This window comes from Marinomonas communis, assembly GCF_004363305.1.
Lineage (GTDB): Bacteria > Pseudomonadota > Gammaproteobacteria > Pseudomonadales > Marinomonadaceae > Marinomonas > Marinomonas communis.
In genome coordinates this window covers 113,572-139,618 of record NZ_SNZA01000003.1, presented here as the reverse complement: position 1 = coordinate 139,618, position 26,047 = coordinate 113,572, and the positions used below count along the sequence as shown (strand labels likewise).

The following is a 26,047-nucleotide window of genomic DNA, read 5'->3' as shown; positions in this document are numbered from 1 at the left end:
CCTACATGATAAACTTATTATCTTTTTATAATTTTATAAATTGTCTTAAAAATTATAAAAACATCTGTAAACAGGCTATTATTATTCACATAGTCAATATAGTACTTTTGCTTAAGTGGCAAAATATGTTCAATATATGCTTTTTCAGCATCTGAATATTTAGACAGAATTTCATTCTCATCCATCATTTCTATTGATGCACGATCTGTAATTCCAGGCCGTACTGATAGTACCTTTGCTTTAATATCGTCGGGATAACAGTCTATAAATTCCTGAACCTCTGGTCGCGGCCCAACTAAGCTCATTTTACCGATCAAGACGTCAATCAGCTGCGGCAACTCGTCAAGCTTGGTTTTACGTAACAAATGACCTGAGCGAGTAATACGGCTATCACGCCCAACCGTTAAACGACCTTCTTGCTCAGCGTTAACGCGCATTGTTCTAAACTTATGAATGCCAAATGGGATACCAAAACGCCCTACTCTCACCTGCCGAAAAAACACCGGACCTGGCGAATCAAGTTTAATCCAAATAGCTATGAGCACCAGCACAGGTAACATAGCTGCCAACCCCAAGGCTGCACATAATATATCAAATAACCGCTTAAGCATTCAGCAGTACCTGTTTTACCGCATTAATAACCCTCAACTGATCATCACCAGTCATCTTGGTATATAAAGGTAAAGATACTTCCTGTTCGAAAATTCGTTGTGCAACAGGAAACATCTCTGGCGTGAGTTCATAGGCATCGCGCCAATATGGGTGTAGATGCAATGGAATAAAATGCACCGAACAACCTATCCCCAACTCTGCCATTTTATCAATAAAGCGTGAGCGCTCAATCCCAGCTTCCAGCTTTATTTTAACCGGAAATAAATGCCAAGCGTGAACATCCGAACCACTCGCCGCTGCAGGCATTTCAATAGGCAAACCTTTAAAGGCATCAAAGTAAACACAAGCCATTTTTTCACGTTTCTCTTGAAATGTAGATAAACGCTTAAGCTGATGAATGCCAATTGCAGCCGCGATATCCGGCATATTGTATTTAAAGCCCGGAGCAACAACTTCATAAAACCAAGCTGGTTTAGTTGACACATAGCGATCAAAAGCATCTCGACTAATACCATGTAAACGCATTACCTTACAGCGTTTCGCCAGTTCTGGATGTCTGGTTACTACCATGCCGCCCTCACCCGTTGTCATGGTTTTATTGGCATAAAAGCTGAAAACCGTTATATCAGTATCTAAAGTACCAATTAGCTTACCTTTGTATTTTGTAGGTAAGGCATGTGCCGCATCTTCAATAACACGAATATTATGTTCTTTGGCTAAAGCAATAATCGGATCCATATCACAGGGCAAACCTGCAAAATGAACAGGAATAACCGCTTTCGTCTTGTTAGTAATAGCAGCTTTAAAGCTGTCAGCGGTCATGTTGAAGGTTTCAGCATCAACATCAACCATAATAGGTGTGGCGCCGAGATAACGAACAATTTCAGCAGTAGCGGTAAAAGTATAAGTAGGAACTATTACCTCATCATCAGGGCCTACGCCCACTGCTTCCAATGCAAGGTGCAAACCTGATGTGGCCGAGTTAACAGCTATCGACTCTAACGAACTATCACCAAGGAAAGCAGTAAAATCTGCTTCAAATTGCTTGGTTTTTGGCCCTGTAGTAACCCATCCAGAACTCAGGGCACTTGCCACTTCATTAATTTCTTCTTCGCCAATCTCTGGCAATGCAAATGGCAAAAAATTATTTGCTGACATATAGCCTCAAAAATTAAAAAGATTTTGTTAAACGTAACATCTGCCTACCATCAGGCTGAGTAAACTCACTCTCGATCTGATAACCGGCCTTAGTATAGAAAGCCACCACTGCAGCATTGCCATGCTTATCGGTTGTTAAGTACAAACAGTTACCCCCGGCCTGCATTACTTGCTGTTCAAAATCAGCCAGTAGTGCCTTACCGACCGACTTACCAGCCATCGCTGGCAGCACAGCAATACTGCTAAGTAAAGCTGTTTGCTGTAAGGTTTCAGGCTTATCTCCTCTATAAAACATGGCATAGTAGAGCTTGCGCAGCACCTTAATAGGATGTTTAATAATCCCAGGTATTGCTGTAATAAGGAATGCAAACCATTTTTTCTTTCGCAAAGCTGGAAAATACAAATCAGGCGCCAGAGTGCCAGCTGCAAAACCAACAACCCTCTGCTCATCATCAATCGCTACTCGAATGACACCGTGTTGCTCCGAAGAAAAAGCCTGATACATTTTTCTTAGAAAAGGCTTACCCAGCATGCTAAGAAAAAAACCTTCAAAAGCAGCAAGATGTACTTCAACAATCTGCTGTAGATCGGCCCTGGTCGCTTTACGAATCATCATACTATTTAGTAGCTCCGGCTAGTACTGTTAGTAATTTGCGGTAATTCACATCCATTGATAACCTCTGCTGATAAAAAATCCGCGCATTATGCCCTAATTCAGGCCAAGTTTGGCGTATTGCTAACAGCCTGACTGCAGCTTGCTGGATCGACTGCTGATCTTCCGGCTCTGCTCCCTCCCCCCCTTTTGCTTTGACCAGCAACTGGTTCGCTTCGCCGCCAACCGCCATCAAAATCGGTTTACCCATTGCCATACTGGATTGTGTTTTCGAAGGGATAGTTATCCTGAATAAGTCATCATCTTTTAGATGGATCACCAAAACATCCGCAGTAGACAGAACATCAAAAATCTGTGTAGCCGGCACATAGTCACTAAAAAAGATGTTGTTGTAGCCTGCTTCAGCAACAAAGCGTTTTAACTGTTCTTTTTCTACACCACCACCAATCAAAGTAAAGGTTAGCTTGTTCTTATCAAAACTACCGAGCGCTTTTATCATAGTGGTTAAGGCCTGAGCCGATCCTAAATTGCCTGCATAGACAAAACTGGCTGCGCCATCTCCCTGGCTGGAATTGGCACTTTGTTCTAAAACAGCAGCAATACGTTGTTCTTCCGGACACCAATTATAGACAAGGTGTATTTTTTGTGCCGGCACACCTCTATTAATAAGTGCCTGCCTAAAACCTTCAGACAGCACAACGATTTGCGATGCATGCTTATAAACCAAAGCACACCAATGACCAATTCCACGTAATAGCATGCTGTCTTTACGCATACCTGTAGCAATTAAAGCATCAGGCCAAAGGTCTTGTACGTCTGTGATAAATGGCACACCTCTGAATAACTTCATCAGCAAGCCTATTAAACCAGTGGTAGATTGTGGATGGTAAGCATATACCACATCAGGTTTTTGGCTAAACAATGATGCAAATAGCGCCATCAGGGTAAAAGATAAGTAAGACCAAGCTCTGGATAGTTTCGATTTAGAATGAGATATATGAGACCAAAGCCTAATAACTCTAACACCGCTACAATCGTCCACTTGCCGAAACTTAACGGAATAGCCGTCAAACACTTTTCCAGTTGGATAGTTTGGGAATGTAGTCAGTACCTCGACCTGATGACCTTCTGCTACCAAGCGCTGCATTAGGGCCAAACCTTTAATCGAATACTCAGGATCAAACAGCTGACTGATAAACAGAATACGCATTAATACTGCTTCCAAACCACCCGCATAACATAATCACGGTAACTGTGTACAATTCTGACGATCTTGTCAGATACATTCGGCATACTGTAATCGTATACTGGTCGTAGTAAACGCTCATTACCGCTCGGTTGGCTTTCCAGTACCTGCAGCGCCTGAAACACCCGCTCCACTTCTAGCCCAACCATCATCACGGATGCCTCTTCAAAAGCCTCTGGTCGCTCATGCGCCTCGCGAATATTAAGCGCCGGGAAGTTCATAATTGACGACTCTTCGCTTATGGTGCCGCTGTCTGATAATACGGCTTTAGCAGACTTTTGCAGCTTGTTGTAGTCGTGAAAACCCAGTGGCTTTAACAACTGCACCAGTGGATGAAAACTTAGACCCTGCTCTTCAATGCGTTTACGGGTTCGAGGATGCGTTGAAACGATAACAGGATAGCCGTACTTTTCTGCTAAACCATTTAATACTAACGCCAATTTGTGCAGGTTTATGGGCGAATCAACATTTTCTTCACGGTGGGCGCTAATGACAAAAAACTCGCGCTCGGTTAGCTCCAACCGGCTTAATACGTTAGAACCATCAACTTGCGGCATATAATGGTTTAATACTTCAAACATAGGGCTACCGGTTTTAATAACTCGATCTGCAGGTATTCCCTCAGCCAACAAATAGTCGCGGGCAATACTGCTATAGGTAAGATTAATATCAGCTGTATGATCAACAATGCGGCGGTTAATTTCTTCTGGCACCCGCATATCAAAGCAACGGTTTCCCGCTTCCATATGAAACGTGGGAATCTTGCGACGCTTAGCAGGAATAACCGCCATACAGCTATTGGTATCGCCAAGTACTAGCATTGCATCAGGATTAACTTCAGCTAGTACTTTATCTACGGTAATAATCACATTACCAATGGTCTCAGCTCCCGTGCTACCCGCGGCATTTAAGAAGTAATCAGGCTTTCGCACACCTAGATCATTAAAAAAAACCTCATTCAATTCAAAATCGTAATTTTGCCCCGTGTGAACCAAAATATGCTCGCAGTGCTCATCAAGTTTTGCTAAAACGCGAGACAAACGGATAATTTCTGGGCGCGTACCCACAACTGACATTACTTTAAGCTTTTTCACTTTAATTTCTCTTGAATCAAGACAATGGACAGGCAAACGTATCAGGCGTTTCACGGTCGAAAATCTCATTCGCCCATAGCATTACGATCATTTCTTCATCACCGATATTAGTGATATCATGAGACCAACCAGGAACTGTTTCAACAATTTTCAGTGAACTACCGTCGGTATAAAATTCATAACGCTCACCAGTTGCGATATGCTCAAATTTAAATAGCGCCTTGCCTTTCAGAACTAAAAATTTTTCATTTTTACTATGGTGATAATGACCGCCACGAGTAATACCGGGATGAGCAGTAAAGAAGGAGAACTGGCCCGCTTGCTTGGTTTTCAACATTTCGCTAAAGACACCACGCTCATCACCATAACTGGTAATGGAATAGCTAAACTGTGCTGGAGTCATGTAGCTAAGGTAAGTCGAATAAAGTGCGCGTGTTAACCCGGCACCGACATTTTCAATGACAAGATTGTCTCTGCTTGCTTTAAAAGCACGCAATAGTTCAGCGACCTGACCAACAGTAGTCGGATACTCTGGCGTTATACGCTTATAGCCGCTCTCTGCACAACTCTCTAGCAATGATATTAAATGAGCACAAACATCATCTATATAAACCAAGGTTACTGGCGCACTAGGATCGTTTATCGTGATTCCAAGATCGTTTAGTGTGTTGTAACAAAAGGTGGCGACAAAGGAGTTGTAGTTAGGTCGACACCATTTACCAAAAACGTTAGGAAAGCGGTAAATGAAGTACGGAGCTTGCGTTTGCAGGCCATACTGCTCAACCGCCTGTTCAGCCAATCGTTTACTTTGTCCGTAGGCATTGTCTCGCTCTGCCTGTGTAGATGAGCTCAGGACTAATGGCACTTTGTTTCTGTTAAGCTTTAGTCTTTCAACAATATAAGTCGTTAAGTCAGCATTGCCTTCTTGAAACTCGCATTCATCTTTTGGGCGATTGATACCTGCCAAATGATAGACAAATTCAGCACTGGAAAGAGCGTCAGATAATTGTTCACGCGATGTTAATCGATCCACTTCGACGACATCTTGATATCCATGCTCACGAAGCATAATACAAAGGTTTTTACCAATAAAGCCTTTGGCACCAGTAACTACAATCTTCATTTAAACACCTTCTGGAACGACAAGACTGCCTGCTTCAATATCAGCGATAAAGCTTAGCTTACGTAATAAGGCCACCATACCGTCAATATCTAGACGAGCAGTATTGTGAGAGTTATAGTCTTCAATCACCGATAGATCTATATCTCCTTCTTCGTTGTACTTTGAGTAGTTCAAATCACGATTATCCGAAGGAATACGATAGTATCCACCTTGATCTTCAGCAACAAACATCTCTTCACGGCTACACAACGCTTCATAAAGTTTTTCACCATGGCGCGTACCAATAATATTTACTGGATGGTTTGGCTTATCCGTAATTTTCAGCAGAGCCCTAACTAGAACTTCAATCGTTGCAGCAGGCGCTTTTTGTACAAAAATGTCACCATTTTTGCCATTTTCAAACGCGTGTAACACGAGATCAACCGCATCATTAAGCGTCATCATAAAGCGTGTCATATTCGGATCAGTTACAGTTAGTGGCTGCTCATTGATAATTTGGCGCAAGAAAAGAGGGATGACCGAACCACGAGAGGCCATGACATTACCATAACGCGTAGCAGAGATTACGGTTTTGTCTGGGTCAACATTTCGGGATTTTGCCACTATGACCTTTTCCATCATCGCTTTTGAAATACCCATTGCATTAATTGGATAAACTGCTTTATCTGTGCTTAAACAAATCACACGCTTGACTTCATTTTGAATCGCCGCTTCAAGTACATTTTCGGTACCCAACACATTGGTTTTTACCGCTTCCATAGGATGGAACTCGCAAGAAGGGACTTGCTTAAGAGCAGCAGCATGATAAATATAATCGACTCCACGAGTTGCATTGAGAATACTCTGGTAATCACGAACATCACCAATATAAAACTTTAGCTTAGAACTGTTACATTTTTTTCTAACATCATCCTGTTTTTTTTCATCACGTGAGAATATGCGGATTTCTTTGACATTAGTTTCCAAAAAACGATCTAGCACAGCATTACCAAATGAACCTGTACCGCCGGTAATAAGCAAAACCCTACCATCAAACATATTAAAGCCCTTTAGTCTTTATTTAAAATTTCGATATAACTATTTGCACGAGAAGCAGCTGAAAATTTTGAAAAAAAACTTTTATCTATATTAAATAAATTATTTCTCACCTTCAAATAATCATGAATTTTTTTAGATATGTCCTCGATAGAGGATGGGTCAAAATAGATTGCATACTCTCCACAAACATCTGACACGAATGGAAGGTCAGAAGCAAAAAGCGGTTTATTTAACCTTAGAGTTTCTAAAGGCATTGCTGAGAAGCATTCTAAGTAACTAGGGAAAATCATAGCATCCATGGATTCAATAAAAACTGGACATTGGCTAACATTTATTTCCCCAACATTATTTAACTCACTTTTAAACTCATTGCTTTTATTCTCCCACTCAAAATCAGATAATGTGACGTAAAAATCAACCTCTACATTATAAAACTCCCTTAAATGCTTACGAACACCAGAAAGAATGTCAATATTTTTGTGCGGGTAATCCCTTGACAAATAACCAATCTTAAAAGCATTCGATGAGTTTGTAGAAAGCGATTTAATATCGCTCCATAGGTTTTTATCATCAAAAACAGAAGAGCAACAATTATATACAACATGAATAACAGGAGGCCTTTTGAAAAAAAACTCCAACCTAGATTTAACATGCTCTAACTCTACTATCAGCTCATCAGACCTTAGAAAAAAAAACCCTTGAAAAGCATATTTAAGCTTTGTTTTTAATTTATCAATAGAAGCCATTCTGTTAAAAACTGGATTATCTGGATATATAATCCATGGTTGGGCAAACCCGACAATATTATATCTAGAATAAAAAAAAGAATAATTAGGGCCAAATATTGTAAAAACCTTAGAATATCCCGTGAAATATTTTTTAAACTTAGGCAGTATTCCCTGTAGACCATAAATATCTAAGACCTCAACACTCAAAAAGGAATCCAAAGGACAATTTATTGAGTCAAGGTTACCCTTAACCTTACTGGACAATAGCAAACTATAATTGTAAGAGGAATCGTTATTGACTAATTCACTTATAAATGAAGTAGCAACTTGAACACCTCCACCTGAATGCAAGTTTGAAGCGTTTATGAGAATTTTTTCATTCATATACCAAGAGACCTGATGAAATTTGATACCTTATTCTCTAAATTATGAACATCTCTTACTGAAACCAAAGCATTTACAGAAAGGAATTCCCTATACTCTAAGTTATTACAAACCCTAGATATTTTATTACAGAAATCAGAAATATCTCCTTCTTCATATACTAATCCATTAAGACCATTTGATATTATATCAAACTCAGAAGCCTGATACGTAATACTGTTATCTGTTATTACCGGTAGAGAATAAGACATTGCATGATGGGCACTTAGACCTATACAAGTTGGTATCACATATACACTAGAAATACTAAACCAACAAGCAAGTTCTTTCTCATCATAAATACTACCTAGTGATATTATTTCTTTTTCTAACTGGTTTCTTTTAATAGACTCTAACAATTTAATTTTCAGTTCACCTTCACCAATCACAACAAATCTATAGTCAGGGTCCTCTTTTAAAAGCTTCTTTGCCACCTCAACTATTAACAAAGGCTTTTTTATTTCACTTAATCGCACAACTTGAATAACAACTTTTTTTCCCGAAAGATCATATTTTTTCAATATCTCATCAATTCGTTCTTTGGAGGCCGCCTTATGCTCAAAAATAGGTTTATCTTGATTAATAGCTGTACCAATAATAGAAATTTTATTACCATCAACACCTAGGGATATTAAATTTCTTGCCCCAACCCTCGAATAGCAAAGAACTTTCTCCGAAAATAAAGAGTAAGCACGATATAAAAAATTAGATATTAAACTTGACTCTCCAATTCTATGAAACATACCCCATGAAAAAACAGAAACACCTTTCAACTTAAAATAAAACATACTAGGAATTGTAAATAATGACCGAGTATTCCCACTAAAAACAATTATATCAGCATCACATTTCCTTAATTTTAAAAAAAAGGAATAATCTAAATCTAATGAGAACAAACCTTTCATTTTATAATTGATTTTTTCAAATAAACACTCTTCAGAAAATTGATTTAATTCATTCTTACTAACGAAGTCAGAGATTACAACAAGCCTCCAATTTGACGGCAGGCTTCTTGAAATCGAGTTAAAAAAATCATAAGAATAACTAGGAACAACCCGCTGAACAATTACAAGTTTTCGTTTAGACATTCTTCCTCTCAATTCTCACTAAAAATAAAATAGACATAAATATCCAAAGCAAGTCATTGGAATAAACTGTACCTGAAAAAAATGATGCTATGAAGTATTGAATAAATAAAAAACCAAACACCATGCCTATATTCTTAAACTTATAAAGCAACACTGTTTTCTTATAAAGAAAAAAAGTCAGATAAATATAATAAGCACCCAGAACAACGCCAGTCGACATCAATATCTCTAAAAACATATTATGTACATACCCATAATATGTCGTAGTATGGCTACCAAATAAAGGGCTATCAATAATTTTTTCCAATGCTAACTTCCACAAAAAAACTCTAGCTTCACCACCATCTTCCTCAACGTCAACAGTAAACCTAAGTAATAATGCATTAGAGAACCTCTCGGAAAATAACAATGAAACAAAAAATAGCGAAAGACAAAAAAGCATCATCAGAAAGGTTTTGAAAAAGCTCCCGGAACTCAAAAAAGAAAAAATTAAAAATATAGCAAAAAATGATAACATTGGACCACGAGAAGCAGTCATAATAAGGCATACCATGCTGATAAGCATTGCAAGCAAACATAGAATTTTATGCATCCCACTGACCTTAAACTCTTTGTAAAACAAAAAGAAAAACAGAGAGATAAAAAAACAACTTACGGCATAATGCCCAAGACTAATTGGATTTAGAATATCATTACCGCTCAACCGATATAAAAAACCATTTTTTAGCCCTAAAAAAACTGCTATAAAGACAGTAGCAGACAATGAAAAATGTGAAAATATGAGAATGACTCTTAAATTAATCACCTTACGATCTATAAATGAAAGACAAAATACAGGAAAAATCACTGAAGACAATGACAATAAAAATATTTCAAATTTATCTCGTCCGAATTTTAAATCTGTAAATATAAAGTCGCAGTATAACTTAAAAAAATAAACCAGCAGAAACAGAAATACAAAAAAAACTGATTTATTAACCTTACCCTTTCTATTAACTAAGTAATAGGTTCCCAAAAAAAAACCCAAAAACAGCATGATCCCGCGAAATAAAACCGAAACTCCCGATATAGGTATAAATGAAAAAATAGGGAAACCCGCCAACAAAAGAAACAAGTAAAGATTAACAATTTTTGACATCAGCAACCTTTATATAAGATTGATTTACATTTTCAATATAGTATCTATTCGAGTACTTAGCTTTGGCCATATCGATAGCATTTTTTGAAATCTCTTTTCTTAGTTCTGGGTCAATTAAAATTTTAAAAACTAGATCATAAAGCTTGTCGGTATCGTTAATGTCGAACAAAAAGCCACTGACACCGTCATCGATAATCTCCTCTGGGCCACCACACTTACTAGCTATAGGAATAGCACCATTAGCCATTGCTTCAATAACAACTCTACCAAAAGCCTCTGGACCGACTGAAGGTATTATGGCAATATCAGCTTCTTTCCAGAACTCATCAACATTATCAATATATCCCAACCAAGTAATTGGTGCGGACGATGGGTCGAAACCTAGATCGTTCTGTTTAGCTGGAACCCCACCACAATGTTTAAATAAAATTTCAGTATCACCTAAACAATCTTGAATTCTAGTTGCAAGATCCACAAAGTTACTAATACCTTTCTGTATAGACAACCTACTAGACATAGCAACTGTTATCTGATTACTATTTTTTTCTAAATTAACTAACTTTGATTCATGGCAGTCATAAACAACATCAGTTTTAGATTTAATTTTAGAATTAAAAGAGTTTTTCACAAAATTTGAAACAGCAAGAAACCTATCAGCATATTTAATAAAATGATAAGTTCTTGGCGGAAAACTTGGATTTCTGATATGTACTAGTATTTTTTTTCCACAAAGTTTAGCAATCGGAACAGAGAGTCTAGCTGCCATAGCATTATTAGCATGAATAACATCAGGACTTATTCTGTATACTAGAAAAGTAGCTCGAATTAAAAAACATAAGTATTGAAGTAAAGACTTTAAAGCATTAGAAGCACAACCATACTCTATAACTCTAACTTCGTATCCTTTGTCATCTAAAATTTTACTTAACTGGCAGTGTCTATTGAATATAAAGCAATATTCATTATCATCGTCATATAAAACTTGATTTAACATCGAGTATCCTGACAATATCTCCCATACAATATTAAAGTCAAAAACGAGTATTTTTTTCTTTTCACGCATCTTTATATATATCCTTTATATCAAGCCGATTTGAGAATGGTACAATTGTCTCTAAATCAATATTACCAACAGCCAAAAAGAATGATATATTTATTGATTCTTTTAATTTTACCACCTTTCTAAGTTCTAAATTTTTCTTGTAAGGCTTGCTCCAATTTAAAATTAAAGTTTGGTAACCAAGGGAGGTAAATGCGTACATTAATGTTGTGCCAAATATACTTGAATCTACGTAACCACTATAGCGATCACCGACTCCCTGATATGATTCAATATCAAAACCAATAATAAATAGGTTATGTATATTTTCGATATAACCATTTGCACCGCCTTGAATTTTTAGTACTTCGGGCACTTTTTCGATAGGCACTCTTATTAATCTATATGATTGTCGATTACATGATGAAGGTGATTTATGAGCAATACTCAACGCTTCTAATACATCATTTTCTGGAACAATTTCATCATTAAAAAATCGAACACTGCTTCTTATATTTACGACTTCTGAAAAAGTCAAATTTTCAGAGCTTTTCCTACTTATCCTTTTTATTTTTTTTGTGCCGCCATTAATACTATCTTCCTTGTCAACCAGGTTATTTTTTTCTAAAAACAATGATAGCTTTTCTATTGTAACACCTTGACTTAAATTAAAATCGTGATACTTTTTTAGTACTATAATGGCTGTTTTATATTGAATTGAAGATGAAATTTCATTATTATCAGAGAAAAGCTCCAAATAATAAATCAAACTATTAATACGGTCTATACCAAAACCTGGCCTAGATTTTTTCATACTAAGGCCTTTTTCAATAACATGGTAAAGAGAAACTATCTTTGATATAGACTGTGTTTTTGTATCTATACTTTTATATTTCTTATTACTATGTTTAACATAGTTAATCAAATCACATATATAATCAGGAAAATATCGTAACAAATAAACAACAAACCTAAGAATATTTTCTATTTTCAATAGCATATTTTAAATACCTCTTTGAGTCTTCTATTAATGAATCCAAAGTATCATTAACCTTTTCATAATTAATTTCGTCGGTTAATATCCCATAAATTTCATCAACAGACTTATCTTCTGCTATCACTCTTTCGTGTAAATCAAGCAATTTAATTATAGTAGAAACTTTATTATGAACAGTTTTATTATCTCTTAACACAAACTGCTTCTCATATTTCAATGAAAATAACAATCCATGAAAGGTACTCGTGAAGACGTACTTAGCCTTACTATAAATAGACAAAAACTCTAGCGGATCAAGAACCATTATGTTCTCATGACACCATGATAACTTTTCATTAAAACATATAGATACTATTCTGAGTCCATTTTCCTCTGCCAATTTCAATATTGCTAATTTGTCTGACTCCGTATATGAGAACGCATAGACTAAAATATATTCAAATGAATAGCGAAATGCATCTATCTCATAACCTTCCCAATTAATAAGCAGCGTCGGATCTAACACTAAAGGGCATGTTTGAAACATCATTTCAGTAATTTTTTTTGTATTCTCATCCCTAGCACTTACATGAGAAAAATTAGTAATATTATTTTTAACATAATCTGGAAGTTCACTAATATCCGAGTCCCCCATACTAGGCGCATAGGATATCACCCTCTTACTATTTAATCCTTGACCAAAGTATATTGGGTCATATCCTAAAAATGGAGTACCATAATTCCAAACAATATCTGCACCAATGCTTACTAAATCTAATTCCTTAGTTTTAAGATCTTCAGAATCAAATGTCATACCAGACATTTCAAATCTTTTCTGAGCTTTTCTAAACTTATAAAACCTTTTGAGATTAATAAATAAGACTGAGAAATTCTTTTTAAAAAACAATGACCTTAATTCATTATAATAATGCCTTTTATTTCTATAATTTAAGACTTTTACTTCTAAACCAAAATCTTCAAGCTGCTTTTTTAAAGCAAAGACCTGCAAGTAAGCCCCGTGATTTATAGCTGTCGGAAAAGAAAGCAACCCTACTTTTTTCATTTCAACCCTTTATATAGATATTGAAAATTCACCATATATTTCAAACATGATATATGCATATAAAATAAAAACCTAGTTTTACTAAAAAAGAATAAACTAAGATAAGATGATATAATTATAGATAGAAGAGTACTAATAGAAGCACCTACACCACCATAATAAGGTAACAATATAAAATTTAAAGCCACATTAAAAAGCAATCCCAACAAATTTCTTTTTAATGTAAGGTAAGTCAATCCTTCACAAACCATCCACTTTCCATTTATATACCCAACTGAGACGAAATAGCCACTCATTGACAAAATTATAACCATTAAGGAAATATCATACTTACCATTAAAAACAAAATCTAAAGCATAATCTGTTAATAACATATACATTGTAATAAAAAAAAGAGACATCAAAGACATCAATGCTAACAGTGATATTATTATATGATTATATTTATCTTTGCAAAGAGCCTTATAACTGATCATTTTTGGATAAAAAACACTTGAAACAACCAAAGGCAGGAAATACCAAATTTGAGATACCTTAACAGCAATGGAGTAACCAGCAAGTTCTTCTAAGCCGATAAAGTATTTCAGCATTACCTGATCTATTTTTGCATATAATACAATCGCACCAGATGATAAAAAAAGTGGGAGCGACTCTTTTAAAGTTGATTTGTAGTATTTTATATCGAAATTATATTCAAAAGAAAACTCACTCTTAACAAGGTAGTATAATAAACCTAGAAATGATGATAGAAAAACAGCAGATACATCTATCAAAAAAATCAAGTACAAATCTGATTCATAGAAATAAATAACTACTAATTTACTAAAAAACAAACTCACTTGTGTAAATATACTCACAATAGACATTGGCTTATTATTAACTAATGCCTGATTCTTCAACCAAAGACTTTGAAACAAGTACTGAAATAATGAGAATGATTGAAGAAAAACATACTCACGAATAATTTCACCCTCAAGAAAGTAAGAGTATATGTTTATAATGGAAAAACAGAATATTAATGCCCCCATCCTCATAATAAAAACGCTTTTAATTATTTCATCTTGCTTATTAACATTTTTCACAATCTGCTTAATTACTACATTATCCACCCCAAGAGTTACTACGAACCCAAAAAGTGCCACAATGGTTTGGACATATGAATATATACCAAAGTCTTGTTGCGTCATGTACTTAGCTAGCAAGAGCGATATAATTACTCCGTTCGCTATCAGCATCAGCTTATCTAAGGAAAGCCAGATAATATTATTTCGACTATTCATTTTAGTTTTTCATAAAGTTCATCATATTTATTAAAGCAAACTTCCATCGTGTAGTTCTTTATAAATTCAGACTTAACTACTTCTTTTTCAACAGGATTACGTATAGCTTCAGCTAACGAGTTTGATAATGATGACACCTTAAAATCTTTTGACAAATATCCAACCCGTTCATTTATGACCATTGATGTCCCTCCTGCTCTAGTACATACACAGGTTAACCCTACAGACATAGCCTCTAATAATGCGATCGGCAGCCCCTCAAACTTAGAGCTTAAACAAAATATATCTGAACAAAACAAAAAATCAGAAACATTATCCACTTCAGAAAGAAAATAAACATTTTCTAAGTCACATTTATCAACAATCTCTTGATAAAATAAATTTTCTTTTTCTACTCCTGAACCTGCCACCAGAAGTATAATATTATAACTACCTTTTAACTCATTAAATGCTTCGATTAGTAGCTTTTGATTTTTTTGTGCATCAATTCTACCTACATTTATTATTACTTTTGTTTCTATATTTCTTTTTATATTTTTGAGATATCTTTCAATTTCATTGAATCTACTAGTTTTTGAAACTTCTATCGAACCATTATTTATTTTAAAGGGTTCTATTCCTTTATAGTATTTTCTAAAGCTTTCGTCCACTTCATTTGATATCGTAACAGGCATCACCCTAAGAAACTTGAAAGAAAACCAATGAATATATCGTCTTAATTTTCCAGCCTCTTTCTCTGCCACATTATGTACTGTGTGAACCCACTTTATCGAGGATTGAAAAAAATTGAAGTGCGAAATAACGCTCAAAAACAATGTCAACCCATGAGTATGAATTACATTTGGGTTATGTTTCTTAATTGCTTTTCTTATTTTAAGCATTTTAGATATATATTTTTTTTCTGACCCAAGAACTACAGTTACCTTATTATCGACTTTATATTTATTTACTTTTTCAGAATTATTTAGAACCAATAAAACAACATCATGTTTAGCTGAAGATTCGCGAGCTAATTCACATACAAATTTTTGCAACCCACCGATCTTTAGATCGTTAATTATATGCATTACTTTCATGTTTTTTTATTCCAAACACCTTTACAGTCAACAATAACCCCCCCTTCAATTTCTTTGTTTTTAAATTCAGAATGATCTACTAACATAAGATGAATATCTGCATTTTCACTCGCATAGTTATGACTGCAAAGGTGAGCATTAAAATACTTTTTATCTTGCTTTATGTTTGGCTCAATTAATAAAACCTCACCTTTATGTATATTAATAATTTTTTCTGCAATCTTCAGAGCAGGACTTTCACGTAAATCATCTATATCAGCTTTAAAAGCCAACCCATAACAAGCAATTGTTACATCTTTAGCTGTTTTTTCAGGGTTTGCTTGTAGAAAGTCGGCAATGGCTATTTTGACTTTGTTAATCACCCAGTCAGGTTTGGCATCATTTACTTTACGTGCTGTGTGAATAAGTTTAGCTTCCTCTGGAGTCTTACTTACGATAAACCATGGGTCGACAGCAATACAGTGCCCGCCCACCCCAGGCCCAGGCTGCAAAATATTAATTCGAGGATGACGATTAGCAAGTGAAATAAGTTCCCAAACATCGATATCTAGTTTGTCACAAATTATAGAAAGCTCATTTGCAAAGGCAATTTGAACATCTCGACATGAGTTTTCCGTTAGCTTGGCCATTTCAGCTGTTCGAGCATTGGTAATAACACACTCGCCTAATACAAATGTTTTATAAAGCTCTACTGCACGACTTGAACATTTAGCCGTCATGCCACCAATCACACGATCATTTTCTACTAACTCTCGTACAACATGCCCAGGTAAGACTCGCTCTGGGCAGTGAGCGATATTAATATCTGCACCCTCTCCTGCCACTTGTGGGAAAGATAAATCAGGCCTCGCAGTAGACAGCCATTCCGCCATTTGCTCGGTAGCGCCAACAGGAGAAGTCGATTCTAAAATGACTAAATCACCTTTCTTAAGTACCGGTGCAATCGCTTCACTTGCTGCCTTTATATAAGAAAGATCAGGCTCTGGAATACCACCTTCTGCATAGGGTAAAAAAGGCGTCGGCACAGCAATTAAGAATGCATCAGCAGACTCAGGTTTAGTCGTTGCTTTTAAATAGCCTTCCGTTACAGCTGCATGAACCATCATATCTAAATCTGGCTCAACAATATGAATTTCACCACGGTTAATCGTATCAACTGCCTTTTGGTTGACATCGACACCAATCACTTTCTTTTTACGTGAAGCAAACATTGCGGCTGTTGGTAAGCCAATGTAACCCAGACCAATAACTGAAATTGTTTCAAATGACATAATATAAATATGACCTTAATTTTTTGAGTATCTTATTTAACTAATGAATTTAAAATACGAGCACAGGCTTCACCATCCCCATAAGGGTTATGTGCGTAGCTCATTGCTTTATAAGCATCTTCATCAGTTAATAAATTATCTAGATTAGTTACTATCGATTGCACATCGGTACCAACTAATTTGACAGTTCCCGCCTCAACAGCCTCTGGACGCTCAGTGGTATCACGCATTACCAATACAGGCTTTCCTAAAGAAGGGGCTTCTTCTTGAATGCCACCTGAGTCCGTTAAAATAATATGAGATCTATCCATTAGGTAAATAAATGGTAGATAGGTCTGTGGCTCTATCAAGATGATGTTCTCAACATTACCTAGAATTCGATTGACAGGCTCACGCACATTTGGGTTAAGGTGCATCGGATACAAGATTTGAACATTTGGATGCTTCTTAGCTGTTTCAGCTAACGCTTCACAAATACGTTCAAAACCACCACCAAAACTTTCTCTACGGTGACCAGTAACAAGCACTAATTTTTTGTTTTTATCCAAGTATGGAAATTGAGCTTCAAGCTCTAACTTTAGTTGGCTGTCCGTCTCTATTTTCGCTTTGACCATCAACAAAGCATCAATAACTGTGTTACCAGTTACATGGATGTTTTCTTCAGTGTAATTTTCTAATAATAGGTTTTGTTTTGACGTTTCCGTTGGTGCAAAGTGGTACTTGGTTAATGCACCTGTTAGTTTGCGATTGGCTTCTTCTGGCCATGGCGAGTAGATATTTCCAGTACGCAAGCCCGCTTCCACATGACCTACGGCAATTTGCTCATAGTATGCGGCCAAACTTGCCGCAAAGGTTGTTGCAGTATCACCATGGACAAGAACAACATCAGGTTTAAACTCTTTTAGTACTGGCGTTAGCTCCAGCAGTATACGACTTGTTACCTCAGGCAATGTTTGACCCGCTTTCATCAGGTTCAAATCGTAGTCAGGAACTATTTCAAATAACTCTAAAACTTGATCTAGCATTTCCCTGTGTTGCGCTGTCACACAAACTTTTGCATCAAAGCGTTCATCTGCCGCCAATGCATGCACAAGTGGAGCCATTTTTATCGCCTCAGGGCGAGTACCGAAAACGGTTAATACTTTTTTCATGATTGCCTTTCGCAACGAGGACTTGCGTTTAAATATTTGGGTTGACTTTGAACCTCCCGCCTTAACATTTCTATTTCAGCGGTGAGTTGTTCGTGTTCTTGTAATTTGCGCACTAAAAATGCTTTCGTTAGCGCTGTTTTTTCTTCGATACCCTGTAGGGTAAGCAGATATAAATAACCACTTTTCTTAGGGTTATTTTTAAAGTTTTCTGCTTTGATTAGGCCTTTCTCAATTAGGGCTTTTAGACAAAAATTGGTCTTGCCCAAGCTCACGCCTAGCTGTTTTGCAAGCGCACGCTGACTGATCTGTGGATCAGCTTCAACAGCTTTGAGAATTTTTAGGCGGTATTCGTCGTTTAACATACGGTGATGATCTCACGTGAAGTTGACGAATTTGAGTCAGTCTTTTTTTGACGAAGGAATGAATAGCGGTTCGTTGAGCGGATACAAAAATATCGCTCAATAGGTGGCAGTAGATAAGCTATTGAAAAGGCCACGTGCTAATTCCTTGCTTAGGGCATATGTTCAAGAGGTGAACAATCATAATGCAGGGCTGTATGGGAGTAAATAAAACAAGGAAGAAAAGTTGATTTCAAGTCGGGGTTGCCGCTAACTTTACACTCTTTTTAATGATCCCCTTGCTTCGTAATAGACCTTTACAGGATATGACCTAAATCTATGAGACTTATTTTTGTTGTCCTTGGATTATCTAGCCTACTGGTAGGGTGCGCTCCCGCTCATCAAGTCGTTGATCAAGAGGGACAGACGAACGCCCCGCTAAGCACTGAATTCAAACAGGAGGGCCAGCTGACGTTGTTTGTCGCAGAGCAAGCCGCTCAAACATTGGCAATAGAGATCGCGGATGACACCCAACAAATCATGCAAGGGCTGATGCATCGAGATAGCTTAGCGGAAGATCGGGGAATGCTGTTTATTTATCCTGACTCTGGGCCAAGACAGTTTTGGATGAAAAACACGCGTATTTCGTTGGATATTCTGTATTTTGATAAGGATAAGCGACTACTGAACATCGCTCAGCGGACAGAGCCCTTCGCATTAACTGGGATTCCCGCTTCAGAGGGGGACGCTATGTACGTTCTAGAAATCAACGCAGGCTTAAGTGAAAAGTGGGGGCTGCTATCTAATACAGATAGCAGCGCTTTCATTAATCAGACAGGTATTAATCAGGCAAGCATCAATCAAACAAGCATTAACAGGACAACCACAATCAGCAGTCATCCTGTACGTTTTGAATTTACTCGACAGTGACCGATTTTGCTAAGTTGCGAGGTTGGTCTACGTCGGTACCTTTTACAACTGCTACGTGGTAAGACAACAGTTGCAACGGAATAGTGTGTACGATCGGCTCTAGGATTTCATCGACCTTTGGTACTTCGGTAAAGATCACACCTTCTTCGTTATGCAGATCTGTGTCACGGTCAGCGAAGACAAATAACTCACCGCCACGAGCTGCCACTTCTTGTAGGTTAGATTTTAATTTATCCAACATATCATTGTGGGGAACCATGGTGATGATTGGCATGTCTTCGTCTACCAACGCTAACGGGCCATGTTTTAACTCCCCTGCTGGGTAGGCTTCAGCGTGAATGTAACTGATTTCTTTTAGCTTAAGCGCGCCTTCTAGGGCAATAGGGAACATTGGACCACGACCTAGGAACAGGGCATTGTGCTTGTTAGCGAACTGCTCTGACACCACCTTGATAGCTTCATCTTGCTTAATCGCTGCATCGACGTAAGCAGGCAGTGAGCGCAATGCTTGCACCAGCTCTACTTGTTTGTCATCACTTAATGCATCCTTTTCAGAAGCAATCGCGATGGAGGTAATCAGTAGCGCGGTTAATTGAGTAGTGAAGGCTTTGGTGGATGCGACACCGATTTCTGCGCCAGCATTGGTCAACAAAGTAAGATCCGACTCACGCACCAATGTAGAAGACGGCACATTACAGATCGCCAGCGTCGTTAGGTAGTCCAGCTCTTTTGCCATGCGAAGTGCCGCTAACGTATCGGCAGTTTCACCCGACTGGGAAAGCGTTAGGAACAGTGTGTTTTTAGGTACGGCTACTTTGCGGTAACGGTACTCACTTGCTACTTCTACAGTACAAGGAATGTTAGCCAGATCTTCGATCCAGTATTTTGCCACCATACCCGCATGGTAACTGGTACCACATGCCACGATATGGATGTTTTCAATATCTTTTAGAAACGCAGAATCCGCACCAAAGCAGCTGGTTAAGACACGCTCTTCGCTGATACGCCCTTCCAGGCAGGCTGCGATGACTTTTGGCTGCTCGTAGATTTCTTTGAGCATGTAGTGACGAAACTCGCCTTTATCGGTCGCGTCGACATTGTGATTAAAGACACTAATTGGGCGCTCTTGCACAGTGTCGTTCGCATCAAAGATCGTTACTGCATCACGAGTCAGCTCAACAACATCCCCTTCTTCTAAGAAGATAAATTGGTCAGTAACGTGCAATAGCGCTAGCTGATCGGACGCAACAAAGTTTTCCTCGATGCCCACACCCACCACTAGAGGGCTACCTTTACGGGCTGCAATTAAGCGCTCATTTTCATCGTTCAGTGTTACAGCGATGGCGAAGGCACCATGTAGACGTTTCAAGGCATTTTTAACGGCTTGAAGGAAATCTGACTCTGTTTTTAATGCGTTATGAATAAGGTGAACGATGACTTCGGTATCTGTCTGAGAGCGAAACTCGTAGCCCAATTCGATCAACTCACGACGCAGCACTTCATGGTTTTCGATGATGCCATTGTGAACCAGCGCTAGATCATCACCTGAGAAATGTGGGTGAGCGTTTACTTCTGTTGGCTTACCGTGGGTCGCCCAGCGAGTGTGGGCAATACCTAGCTTGCCATCAAGCGGCATGGCTTCGAATTTATCTTTTAGGGCTTGAACCTTACCCACGGCACGGTGTGCACGTACGCCTGTTTCGTTATTGATCGCTACGCCCGAGGAGTCATAGCCGCGGTATTCTAGGCGTGATAGACCTTCTAGTAAGATTTTTGCTACATTGCGCTGAGCAATCGCGCCGACGATTCCACACATATTATTTCTCCTTTTTGGTCGGACGCGCCCAACCGTCTTTGTTGATTTGTTTTGCTCGGCCGAAAGCGAGTTGGTTCTCAGCAACGGTTTTGGTAATGGTTGAGCCTGCCGCGATGGTGGCACCCGATTGGATTTCAACTGGGGCTACGAGGGCTGAGTTAGAGCCCACGAAGACGCCATCACCGATAATGGTTTGGAATTTATTCACGCCATCGTAGTTGCAGGTAATGGTACCCGCACCAACGTTGACGCCTGCGCCCATTTGGGTGTCGCCCACATAGCTTAGGTGGTTTACTTTGCTGCCTTCGCCAATCAATGCTTTTTTAGTTTCAACAAAGTTACCGATTTTCGCTTTGTTAGCCAGTACCGTTCCTGGACGTAGACGAGCGAATGGCCCTAGGTCACAGCTTTCACCAACTTGGCTATCTTCAATCATGGTGTTGGCTTTGATAACAGTGTTGTCTGCTACCGAACAGTTTTTCAATACGCAATTTGGGCCAATTTCAACGTTCGCCCCTAAGGTGACTTGACCTTCGAAGACACAGTTCACATCGATGATGCAATCTTGTCCTGTGATCAATTCACCACGAACGTCTATGCGGTTTGGATCCATTAGAGTAGCACCATTGCGCATTAGGGCTTCGGCTTGTTGGTGCTGCCAAACACGTTCCAAAGCGGCCAGCTGTACGCGGTCATTCACGCCCGTCACTTCCCATTCATGATCTGGGTGTACGGTCACGATTTCGACGCCCTGCTCTGCCGCCATGGCAATGATGTCCGTTAGGTAGTATTCCTGTTGCGCATTGTCATTGGTTAACGCATCTAGCCAGCCTTTAAGCTTGGCGTTTGGCGCGAGCAGAATACCTGTGTTGACTTCGTTGATCAGTAGCTGCTCTGGATTCGCATCTTTTTGCTCAACAATGGCTGTTACAGCGCCCTGTTCGTTACGAACGATACGGCCATAGCCTGTTGGGTTATCTAACTTAATCGTTAGTAGCACTAAGGTGTTGTCATTTGACAGAGATAGCATGCGCTCTAGCGTCACGTCTTGGATCAGCGGCACATCACCGTACAGAGTTAAAGTGCTGCCTTGATCGCTTAGGGAAGACGCTGCACGGCGAAGTGCATCCCCTGTACCTTGTGGGTTATTTTGCCAAACAATATTGGCTGAAAAGTCCTGACAAGCTTGTTCAACTTGTTCGCCTTGATGACCGACGACTAGATGCAACTGAGCGTTGCTCAGGCTAGAGGCAGTGGCTAATACACGGCGCACCATCGCCGTACCGCCAATTTTGTGTAAGACCTTGGAAAAGGTCGATTTCATTCGGCTTCCCTTCCCCGCAGCAAGGATCACGATATCCTGTGTCATAGTGCTTTTATCCTAAAAATTAAGTGTCATTCGTATTTAGGGGCTATTAGACCTTTTGTTTCACAGCGTCGCAATTTGTTTTGTCATAAGATTTTTGACAAACGCGAACAGTTTTGGTGTTTTTGCCATACATTGCCTTTCTTGTCTTGTATCAAGAGGGCAATAAAAGAGACTGTGTTAGCCTTCTTTGCTCACGGATTAGACGCATAAGGATGTGATATGTATGAGATAAAACACCATGGTGCAAAGGATGGCGTAACAGGCTCTTGTCATGAGCTAATAATCAACGATGACAACAGCGTGCTAGTGGACTGCGGTTTGTTTCAAGGAGCAGAAGCCTCTGATCGCGGCGCGTCGTCAGCCCAGTTAGAAATTGAGTTTGATATTCGCAACGTTCGAGCGCTGATTGTGACTCATGTTCATATTGATCATGTGGGACGTATTCCTTATTTATTAGCAGCAGGCTTTAATGGGCCGATTGTTTGTTCACGACCCAGCGCCAAGTTACTGCCTCTTGTGATCGAGGATGCATTAAAAGTAGGTGTCACTCGCAATCGACAGATTATCGATGCTTGCCTAGATCGCCTTGCTGCGCAAATTGTGCCTTTGGATTATAAAGCGTGGTTTGAACTGCCGTTTTCAACCCCTTCTCATAGATGCCATGTCAAACTGTCTCCCGCTGGACATATCTTAGGCTCAGCTTACGCGACTTTTCGTTTAGAGCCGGAGCAAGCGGGCAAAAGCTGGGACGTGGTCTTTTCTGGAGATTTAGGCGCTCCGTATGCGCCTCTGCTCGCGGCACCTAAGTCACCTTATAAAGCGGACCAATTAGTACTGGAAAGCACTTATGGAGACAAAGACCACGAGGACCGCCATCATCGTCGCCAACGGCTACAAGATTCTATGGAAAAGGCCCTAGCAGACGGTGGCGTGGTATTGATCCCCGCATTTTCTATCGGGCGAACCCAAGAATTACTCTATGAAATAGAAAGCATTATCCACGATCATGCCGAGCAAACGGTGAGCCATACGGCAACCAAGCAAGCATTATCTTGGCAAGATATCGATATCATCATTGATTCCCCTTTAGCGAGCCAATTCACGGAAGTCTATCGCGATCTGAAGCCTTATTGGGACAAGGAGGCCATTGAACGAGTCAAGAGTGGTCGTCATCCATTAAGCTTTGAGCAACTGACCACCATCGACAGCCATGATTTGCATGAACAAACCGTAGCTTATTTAGCGAAACAGAAACGCCCTGCCGTCGTAATCGCCGCATCTGGTATGTGTGCCGGTGGGCGGATCGTCAATTACTTAAAAGCTTTGTTAGGGTATCAACGCAATGACGTGATTTTCGTTGGCTACCAAGCTCAGGGCACGCCAGGGCGTGAGATATTGACCTATCACGACAAAGACAATGGCTATGTGATATTAGATGGTGAGCGCTATCCGATGCGCGCACAGATTTGGCAGATCGGCGGCTACTCCGCCCATGCAGGTCAAACGGACTTAGTGCATTTCGTGTCACGCATGCGTTACCCGCCAAGTAAAATCCACCTAGTCCATGGGGAGCATGAGGCAAAGCAAGCCTTAGCGCAGGCTCTGCAAACACAGTGTCCAGAGGTTGGTGAGATTGTCAGGTGAGGTAGGACCGCGGTTTCCGCGGGATTTGGTTTGGGGTTGCGATGCAGCTCCCTCGCGCAGCGAGGTCCTACTTAACCACAACCCCAAACATGGGTATTAAACCTATACCGCTGCTGCGATTTTCTCTTTTGCATCGGTGAAGGCTTTTTCGCCGTCAGCACCTAGCGCTTGACCACCTGCTACGAATGCATCTTTCACTGTCAAACCAATGAAGTTCAAGAACGTTTTAACGTATGGAAGTTGGTGGTCGTATGGTGTGTTTTCTAGGAAGCTGCCGCTTGCAGAGAATACATAGGCGTCTTTGTTTAGCAAACCAACTGGGCCAGTTTCTGTGTATTTGAATGTACGACCTGCACGCGCGACGTAGTCAAAGTAAGACTTCAGTGTTGATGGAATGCTGAAGTTGTAGATCGGTGCGCTGATGGCTACCACATCTGCTGCCTCTAGCTCTTCAATCAATTCGTCGCCGATTGCAACGATCGCTTTTTGTTCAGCGCTACGGTCTTCTTCTGGTGTAAACAATGCACCCAATGTTTCGCTTGTGAAGTGTGGTAGTGGGTTAGCGTTCACATCGCGTGTCACTACTGTGCCTTCTGGATTTTTCGCTAGCCACTGCGCAACAAACGCATCCGCAAGTTGACGTGATTTAGACTGTTCACCTGACGCGCTAGAATCGATTCGTAGTAATGTTGCCATGATAATGCTCCTAATATTTGCTTGAAGGGGACTTCAAATTCATTCGATGAAGCTATATTAAAACCAGATTTTTCGATAAAAAAGCGTAACTTTTCGACGATAAATATCGAATTATGTGATCAATCAAGCCATACTTAAGGCAACTTTCTAAGGATCAAGGTTTATGAAAGCTCCAAGAGTGACACTGGAACAATGGCGTGTATTACAGGCTGTGGTAGATAAAGGTGGCTTTGCGCAGGCAGCGGAAGCCCTCCATAAAAGCCAATCATCGATCAGCTACACTGTGGCAAAGCTGCAGGAACAGTTAGGCTACCCGTTGCTTACCATTGATGGGCGTAAAGCTAAGTTAACGGAACGTGGCGAAGTATTACTGAGACGGTCTCGGCATCTACTTCAAGAAGCCATTGATCTTGAGGAGCTAGCGCACACCCTTGGCCAAGGCTGGGAGCCTGAGATTGAGTTGGTAGTAGATGAAGCCTTCCCGACACCAGCACTATTGCGAGCATTGAAAGCTTTTGAGCCACAAAGCCAAGGCACTTTAGTACAACTGCGCGAAGAGGTATTAAGTGGCGCTGTTGAAGTATTGGCTGAAGGCTCGCCTGACCTCGTACTTAGCGGCATCGTGCCAAAGGGCTACTTAGCTGACCCGATAGTGGATGTAGAAATGATTGCGGTAGCCGCGTCAAATCATGTGCTTTGTCGTGAAGATGGACCGATTAGCAACGAACGCCTTAAACAAGAGCTACAAGTAGTCATCCGTGATTCTGGCAGCAACTCACGGGACGAAGGCTGGCTTGGGGCCGATCGTCGTTGGACCGTTTCCAGCGTGCAATCGGCTTTGGAAGTGGTTGCTTCAGGGATAGGCTTCGCTTGGCTGCCGAAAGCCGATCTTATGCAGGATTTAGAAAATGGTCGTCTCAAACGTCTAACATTAGAGTCTGGCGGTGAGCGTAATTTTCATATGTACGCCATTTTCGGTAAAGGCGAACGCACAGGGCCCGCCACACGCTTGTTTGTTGAGCTATTACAACAATCCTGCGCGCAGTGCAGCGCCCATAAATAACCTGTCATTGTAGGACCGCGGTTTCCGCGGGATTTGGTTTGGGAATGCAATGCTGTTCCCTCGCGCAGCGAGGT

The 26,047-nt window shown here is 39.7% G+C and carries 24 protein-coding genes; 3 read left to right on the top strand and 21 right to left on the bottom strand.

Annotated elements, in window-relative coordinates:
* Nucleotides 1-17 precede the first annotated feature (17 nt).
* The 18 genes from C8D85_RS09710 to C8D85_RS09625 are packed head-to-tail and all read right to left on the bottom strand — an operon-like array spanning nucleotide 18 to nucleotide 18,479.
* Entirely contained in the window at nucleotides 18-611 is a 594-nt protein-coding gene (locus C8D85_RS09710; RefSeq protein ID WP_133562143.1) for a sugar transferase, read from the bottom strand.
* Nucleotides 604-1,770 carry a DegT/DnrJ/EryC1/StrS family aminotransferase gene (locus C8D85_RS09705; RefSeq protein WP_133562140.1) on the bottom strand — a complete coding sequence of 389 codons (1,167 nt, stop codon included), beginning with the start codon at nucleotides 1,768-1,770 and terminating at the stop codon, nucleotides 604-606. The genes C8D85_RS09710 and C8D85_RS09705 overlap by 8 nt, the downstream gene beginning before the upstream one ends.
* Nucleotides 1,771-1,783: 13 nt before the next feature.
* Complete coding sequence (locus tag C8D85_RS09700) at nucleotides 1,784-2,386, bottom strand: GNAT family N-acetyltransferase (RefSeq protein WP_133562138.1); 603 nt, start codon at nucleotides 2,384-2,386, stop codon at nucleotides 1,784-1,786.
* Nucleotide 2,387: 1 nt separating this feature from the next.
* Nucleotides 2,388-3,593 carry a glycosyltransferase family 4 protein gene (locus C8D85_RS09695; RefSeq protein WP_133562136.1) on the bottom strand — a complete coding sequence of 402 codons (1,206 nt, stop codon included), beginning with the start codon at nucleotides 3,591-3,593 and terminating at the stop codon, nucleotides 2,388-2,390.
* The gene (gene wecB, locus C8D85_RS09690; RefSeq protein ID WP_133562133.1) at nucleotides 3,593-4,723 is read right to left on the bottom strand and encodes a non-hydrolyzing UDP-N-acetylglucosamine 2-epimerase; all 1,131 of its coding nucleotides are present in this window, start codon (nucleotides 4,721-4,723) and stop codon (nucleotides 3,593-3,595) included. Before wecB (C8D85_RS09690) ends, C8D85_RS09695 begins: the two co-directional genes overlap by 1 nt.
* A 16-nt stretch (nucleotides 4,724-4,739) precedes the next feature.
* Nucleotides 4,740-5,846, bottom strand: coding sequence for a UDP-2-acetamido-2,6-beta-L-arabino-hexul-4-ose reductase (gene wbjC / locus C8D85_RS09685; protein ID WP_133562131.1), 1,107 nt, complete (start codon nucleotides 5,844-5,846; stop codon nucleotides 4,740-4,742).
* The gene (locus tag C8D85_RS09680) at nucleotides 5,847-6,884 is read right to left on the bottom strand and encodes a polysaccharide biosynthesis protein (RefSeq protein ID WP_133562129.1); all 1,038 of its coding nucleotides are present in this window, start codon (nucleotides 6,882-6,884) and stop codon (nucleotides 5,847-5,849) included.
* A gap of 11 nt (nucleotides 6,885-6,895) precedes the next feature.
* Nucleotides 6,896-7,996, bottom strand: a complete 1,101-nt coding sequence (locus C8D85_RS09675) for a glycosyltransferase (RefSeq protein WP_133562127.1) — start codon at nucleotides 7,994-7,996, stop codon at nucleotides 6,896-6,898.
* Complete coding sequence (locus C8D85_RS09670) at nucleotides 7,993-9,123, bottom strand: glycosyltransferase family 4 protein (RefSeq protein WP_133562124.1); 1,131 nt, start codon at nucleotides 9,121-9,123, stop codon at nucleotides 7,993-7,995. Before C8D85_RS09670 ends, C8D85_RS09675 begins: the two co-directional genes overlap by 4 nt.
* Nucleotides 9,116-10,261: an O-antigen ligase family protein gene (locus C8D85_RS09665; RefSeq protein ID WP_133562123.1), complete on the bottom strand. Its 1,146-nt coding sequence runs from the start codon at nucleotides 10,259-10,261 to the stop codon at nucleotides 9,116-9,118. Before C8D85_RS09665 ends, C8D85_RS09670 begins: the two co-directional genes overlap by 8 nt.
* Nucleotides 10,245-11,324, bottom strand: coding sequence for a glycosyltransferase family 4 protein (locus C8D85_RS09660; protein WP_133562121.1), 1,080 nt, complete (start codon nucleotides 11,322-11,324; stop codon nucleotides 10,245-10,247). The genes C8D85_RS09665 and C8D85_RS09660 overlap by 17 nt, the downstream gene beginning before the upstream one ends.
* A complete protein-coding gene (locus tag C8D85_RS09655) occupies nucleotides 11,317-12,300 on the bottom strand; it encodes a nitroreductase family protein (RefSeq protein WP_133562119.1) in 984 nt (327 codons plus the stop codon). The genes C8D85_RS09660 and C8D85_RS09655 overlap by 8 nt, the downstream gene beginning before the upstream one ends.
* On the bottom strand, nucleotides 12,272-13,339 hold the full coding sequence (locus C8D85_RS09650) for a polysaccharide pyruvyl transferase family protein (protein WP_133562117.1): 1,068 nt from the start codon (nucleotides 13,337-13,339) through the stop codon (nucleotides 12,272-12,274). Before C8D85_RS09650 ends, C8D85_RS09655 begins: the two co-directional genes overlap by 29 nt.
* Nucleotides 13,336-14,619 (bottom strand): flippase, encoded by a 1,284-nt coding sequence (locus C8D85_RS09645; RefSeq protein WP_133562114.1) that lies wholly within the window; start codon nucleotides 14,617-14,619, stop codon nucleotides 13,336-13,338. The genes C8D85_RS09650 and C8D85_RS09645 overlap by 4 nt, the downstream gene beginning before the upstream one ends.
* Nucleotides 14,616-15,695 carry a glycosyltransferase gene (locus C8D85_RS09640; RefSeq protein WP_133562112.1) on the bottom strand — a complete coding sequence of 360 codons (1,080 nt, stop codon included), beginning with the start codon at nucleotides 15,693-15,695 and terminating at the stop codon, nucleotides 14,616-14,618. The genes C8D85_RS09645 and C8D85_RS09640 overlap by 4 nt, the downstream gene beginning before the upstream one ends.
* On the bottom strand, nucleotides 15,692-16,966 hold the full coding sequence (gene wecC, locus C8D85_RS09635; protein ID WP_133562110.1) for a UDP-N-acetyl-D-mannosamine dehydrogenase: 1,275 nt from the start codon (nucleotides 16,964-16,966) through the stop codon (nucleotides 15,692-15,694). The genes C8D85_RS09640 and wecC overlap by 4 nt, the downstream gene beginning before the upstream one ends.
* Nucleotides 16,967-16,998: 32 nt before the next feature.
* Nucleotides 16,999-18,117 (bottom strand): non-hydrolyzing UDP-N-acetylglucosamine 2-epimerase, encoded by a 1,119-nt coding sequence (gene wecB, locus C8D85_RS09630; protein ID WP_133562107.1) that lies wholly within the window; start codon nucleotides 18,115-18,117, stop codon nucleotides 16,999-17,001.
* The gene (locus C8D85_RS09625; RefSeq protein ID WP_133562105.1) at nucleotides 18,114-18,479 is read right to left on the bottom strand and encodes a MarR family EPS-associated transcriptional regulator; all 366 of its coding nucleotides are present in this window, start codon (nucleotides 18,477-18,479) and stop codon (nucleotides 18,114-18,116) included. Before C8D85_RS09625 ends, wecB (C8D85_RS09630) begins: the two co-directional genes overlap by 4 nt.
* Before the next feature lie 315 nt (nucleotides 18,480-18,794).
* On the opposite strand from C8D85_RS09625, the gene C8D85_RS09620 reads away from it, so the two are divergent.
* On the top strand, nucleotides 18,795-19,385 hold the full coding sequence (locus C8D85_RS09620) for a DUF192 domain-containing protein (protein WP_133562102.1): 591 nt from the start codon (nucleotides 18,795-18,797) through the stop codon (nucleotides 19,383-19,385).
* Here the strand turns inward: C8D85_RS09620 and glmS are convergent.
* Nucleotides 19,372-21,201, bottom strand: coding sequence for a glutamine--fructose-6-phosphate transaminase (isomerizing) (gene glmS, locus C8D85_RS09615; protein WP_133562100.1), 1,830 nt, complete (start codon nucleotides 21,199-21,201; stop codon nucleotides 19,372-19,374). The genes C8D85_RS09620 and glmS overlap by 14 nt on opposite strands.
* A 1-nt stretch (nucleotide 21,202) precedes the next feature.
* The gene (gene glmU / locus C8D85_RS09610; protein WP_133562098.1) at nucleotides 21,203-22,570 is read right to left on the bottom strand and encodes a bifunctional UDP-N-acetylglucosamine diphosphorylase/glucosamine-1-phosphate N-acetyltransferase GlmU; all 1,368 of its coding nucleotides are present in this window, start codon (nucleotides 22,568-22,570) and stop codon (nucleotides 21,203-21,205) included.
* Nucleotides 22,571-22,789: 219 nt separating this feature from the next.
* Between glmU and C8D85_RS09605 the strand changes: the two genes are divergently transcribed.
* A complete protein-coding gene (locus C8D85_RS09605) occupies nucleotides 22,790-24,214 on the top strand; it encodes an MBL fold metallo-hydrolase RNA specificity domain-containing protein (protein WP_133562096.1) in 1,425 nt (474 codons plus the stop codon).
* A 102-nt stretch (nucleotides 24,215-24,316) separates the two neighbouring features.
* On the opposite strand, the gene C8D85_RS09600 is transcribed toward C8D85_RS09605, so the two are convergent.
* The gene (locus C8D85_RS09600; protein WP_133562094.1) at nucleotides 24,317-24,910 is read right to left on the bottom strand and encodes an FMN-dependent NADH-azoreductase; all 594 of its coding nucleotides are present in this window, start codon (nucleotides 24,908-24,910) and stop codon (nucleotides 24,317-24,319) included.
* Between the two features lie 163 nt (nucleotides 24,911-25,073).
* On the opposite strand from C8D85_RS09600, the gene C8D85_RS09595 reads away from it, so the two are divergent.
* On the top strand, nucleotides 25,074-25,973 hold the full coding sequence (locus tag C8D85_RS09595) for a LysR family transcriptional regulator (RefSeq protein ID WP_133562092.1): 900 nt from the start codon (nucleotides 25,074-25,076) through the stop codon (nucleotides 25,971-25,973).
* The last annotated feature ends 74 nt before the right edge of the window (nucleotides 25,974-26,047 follow it).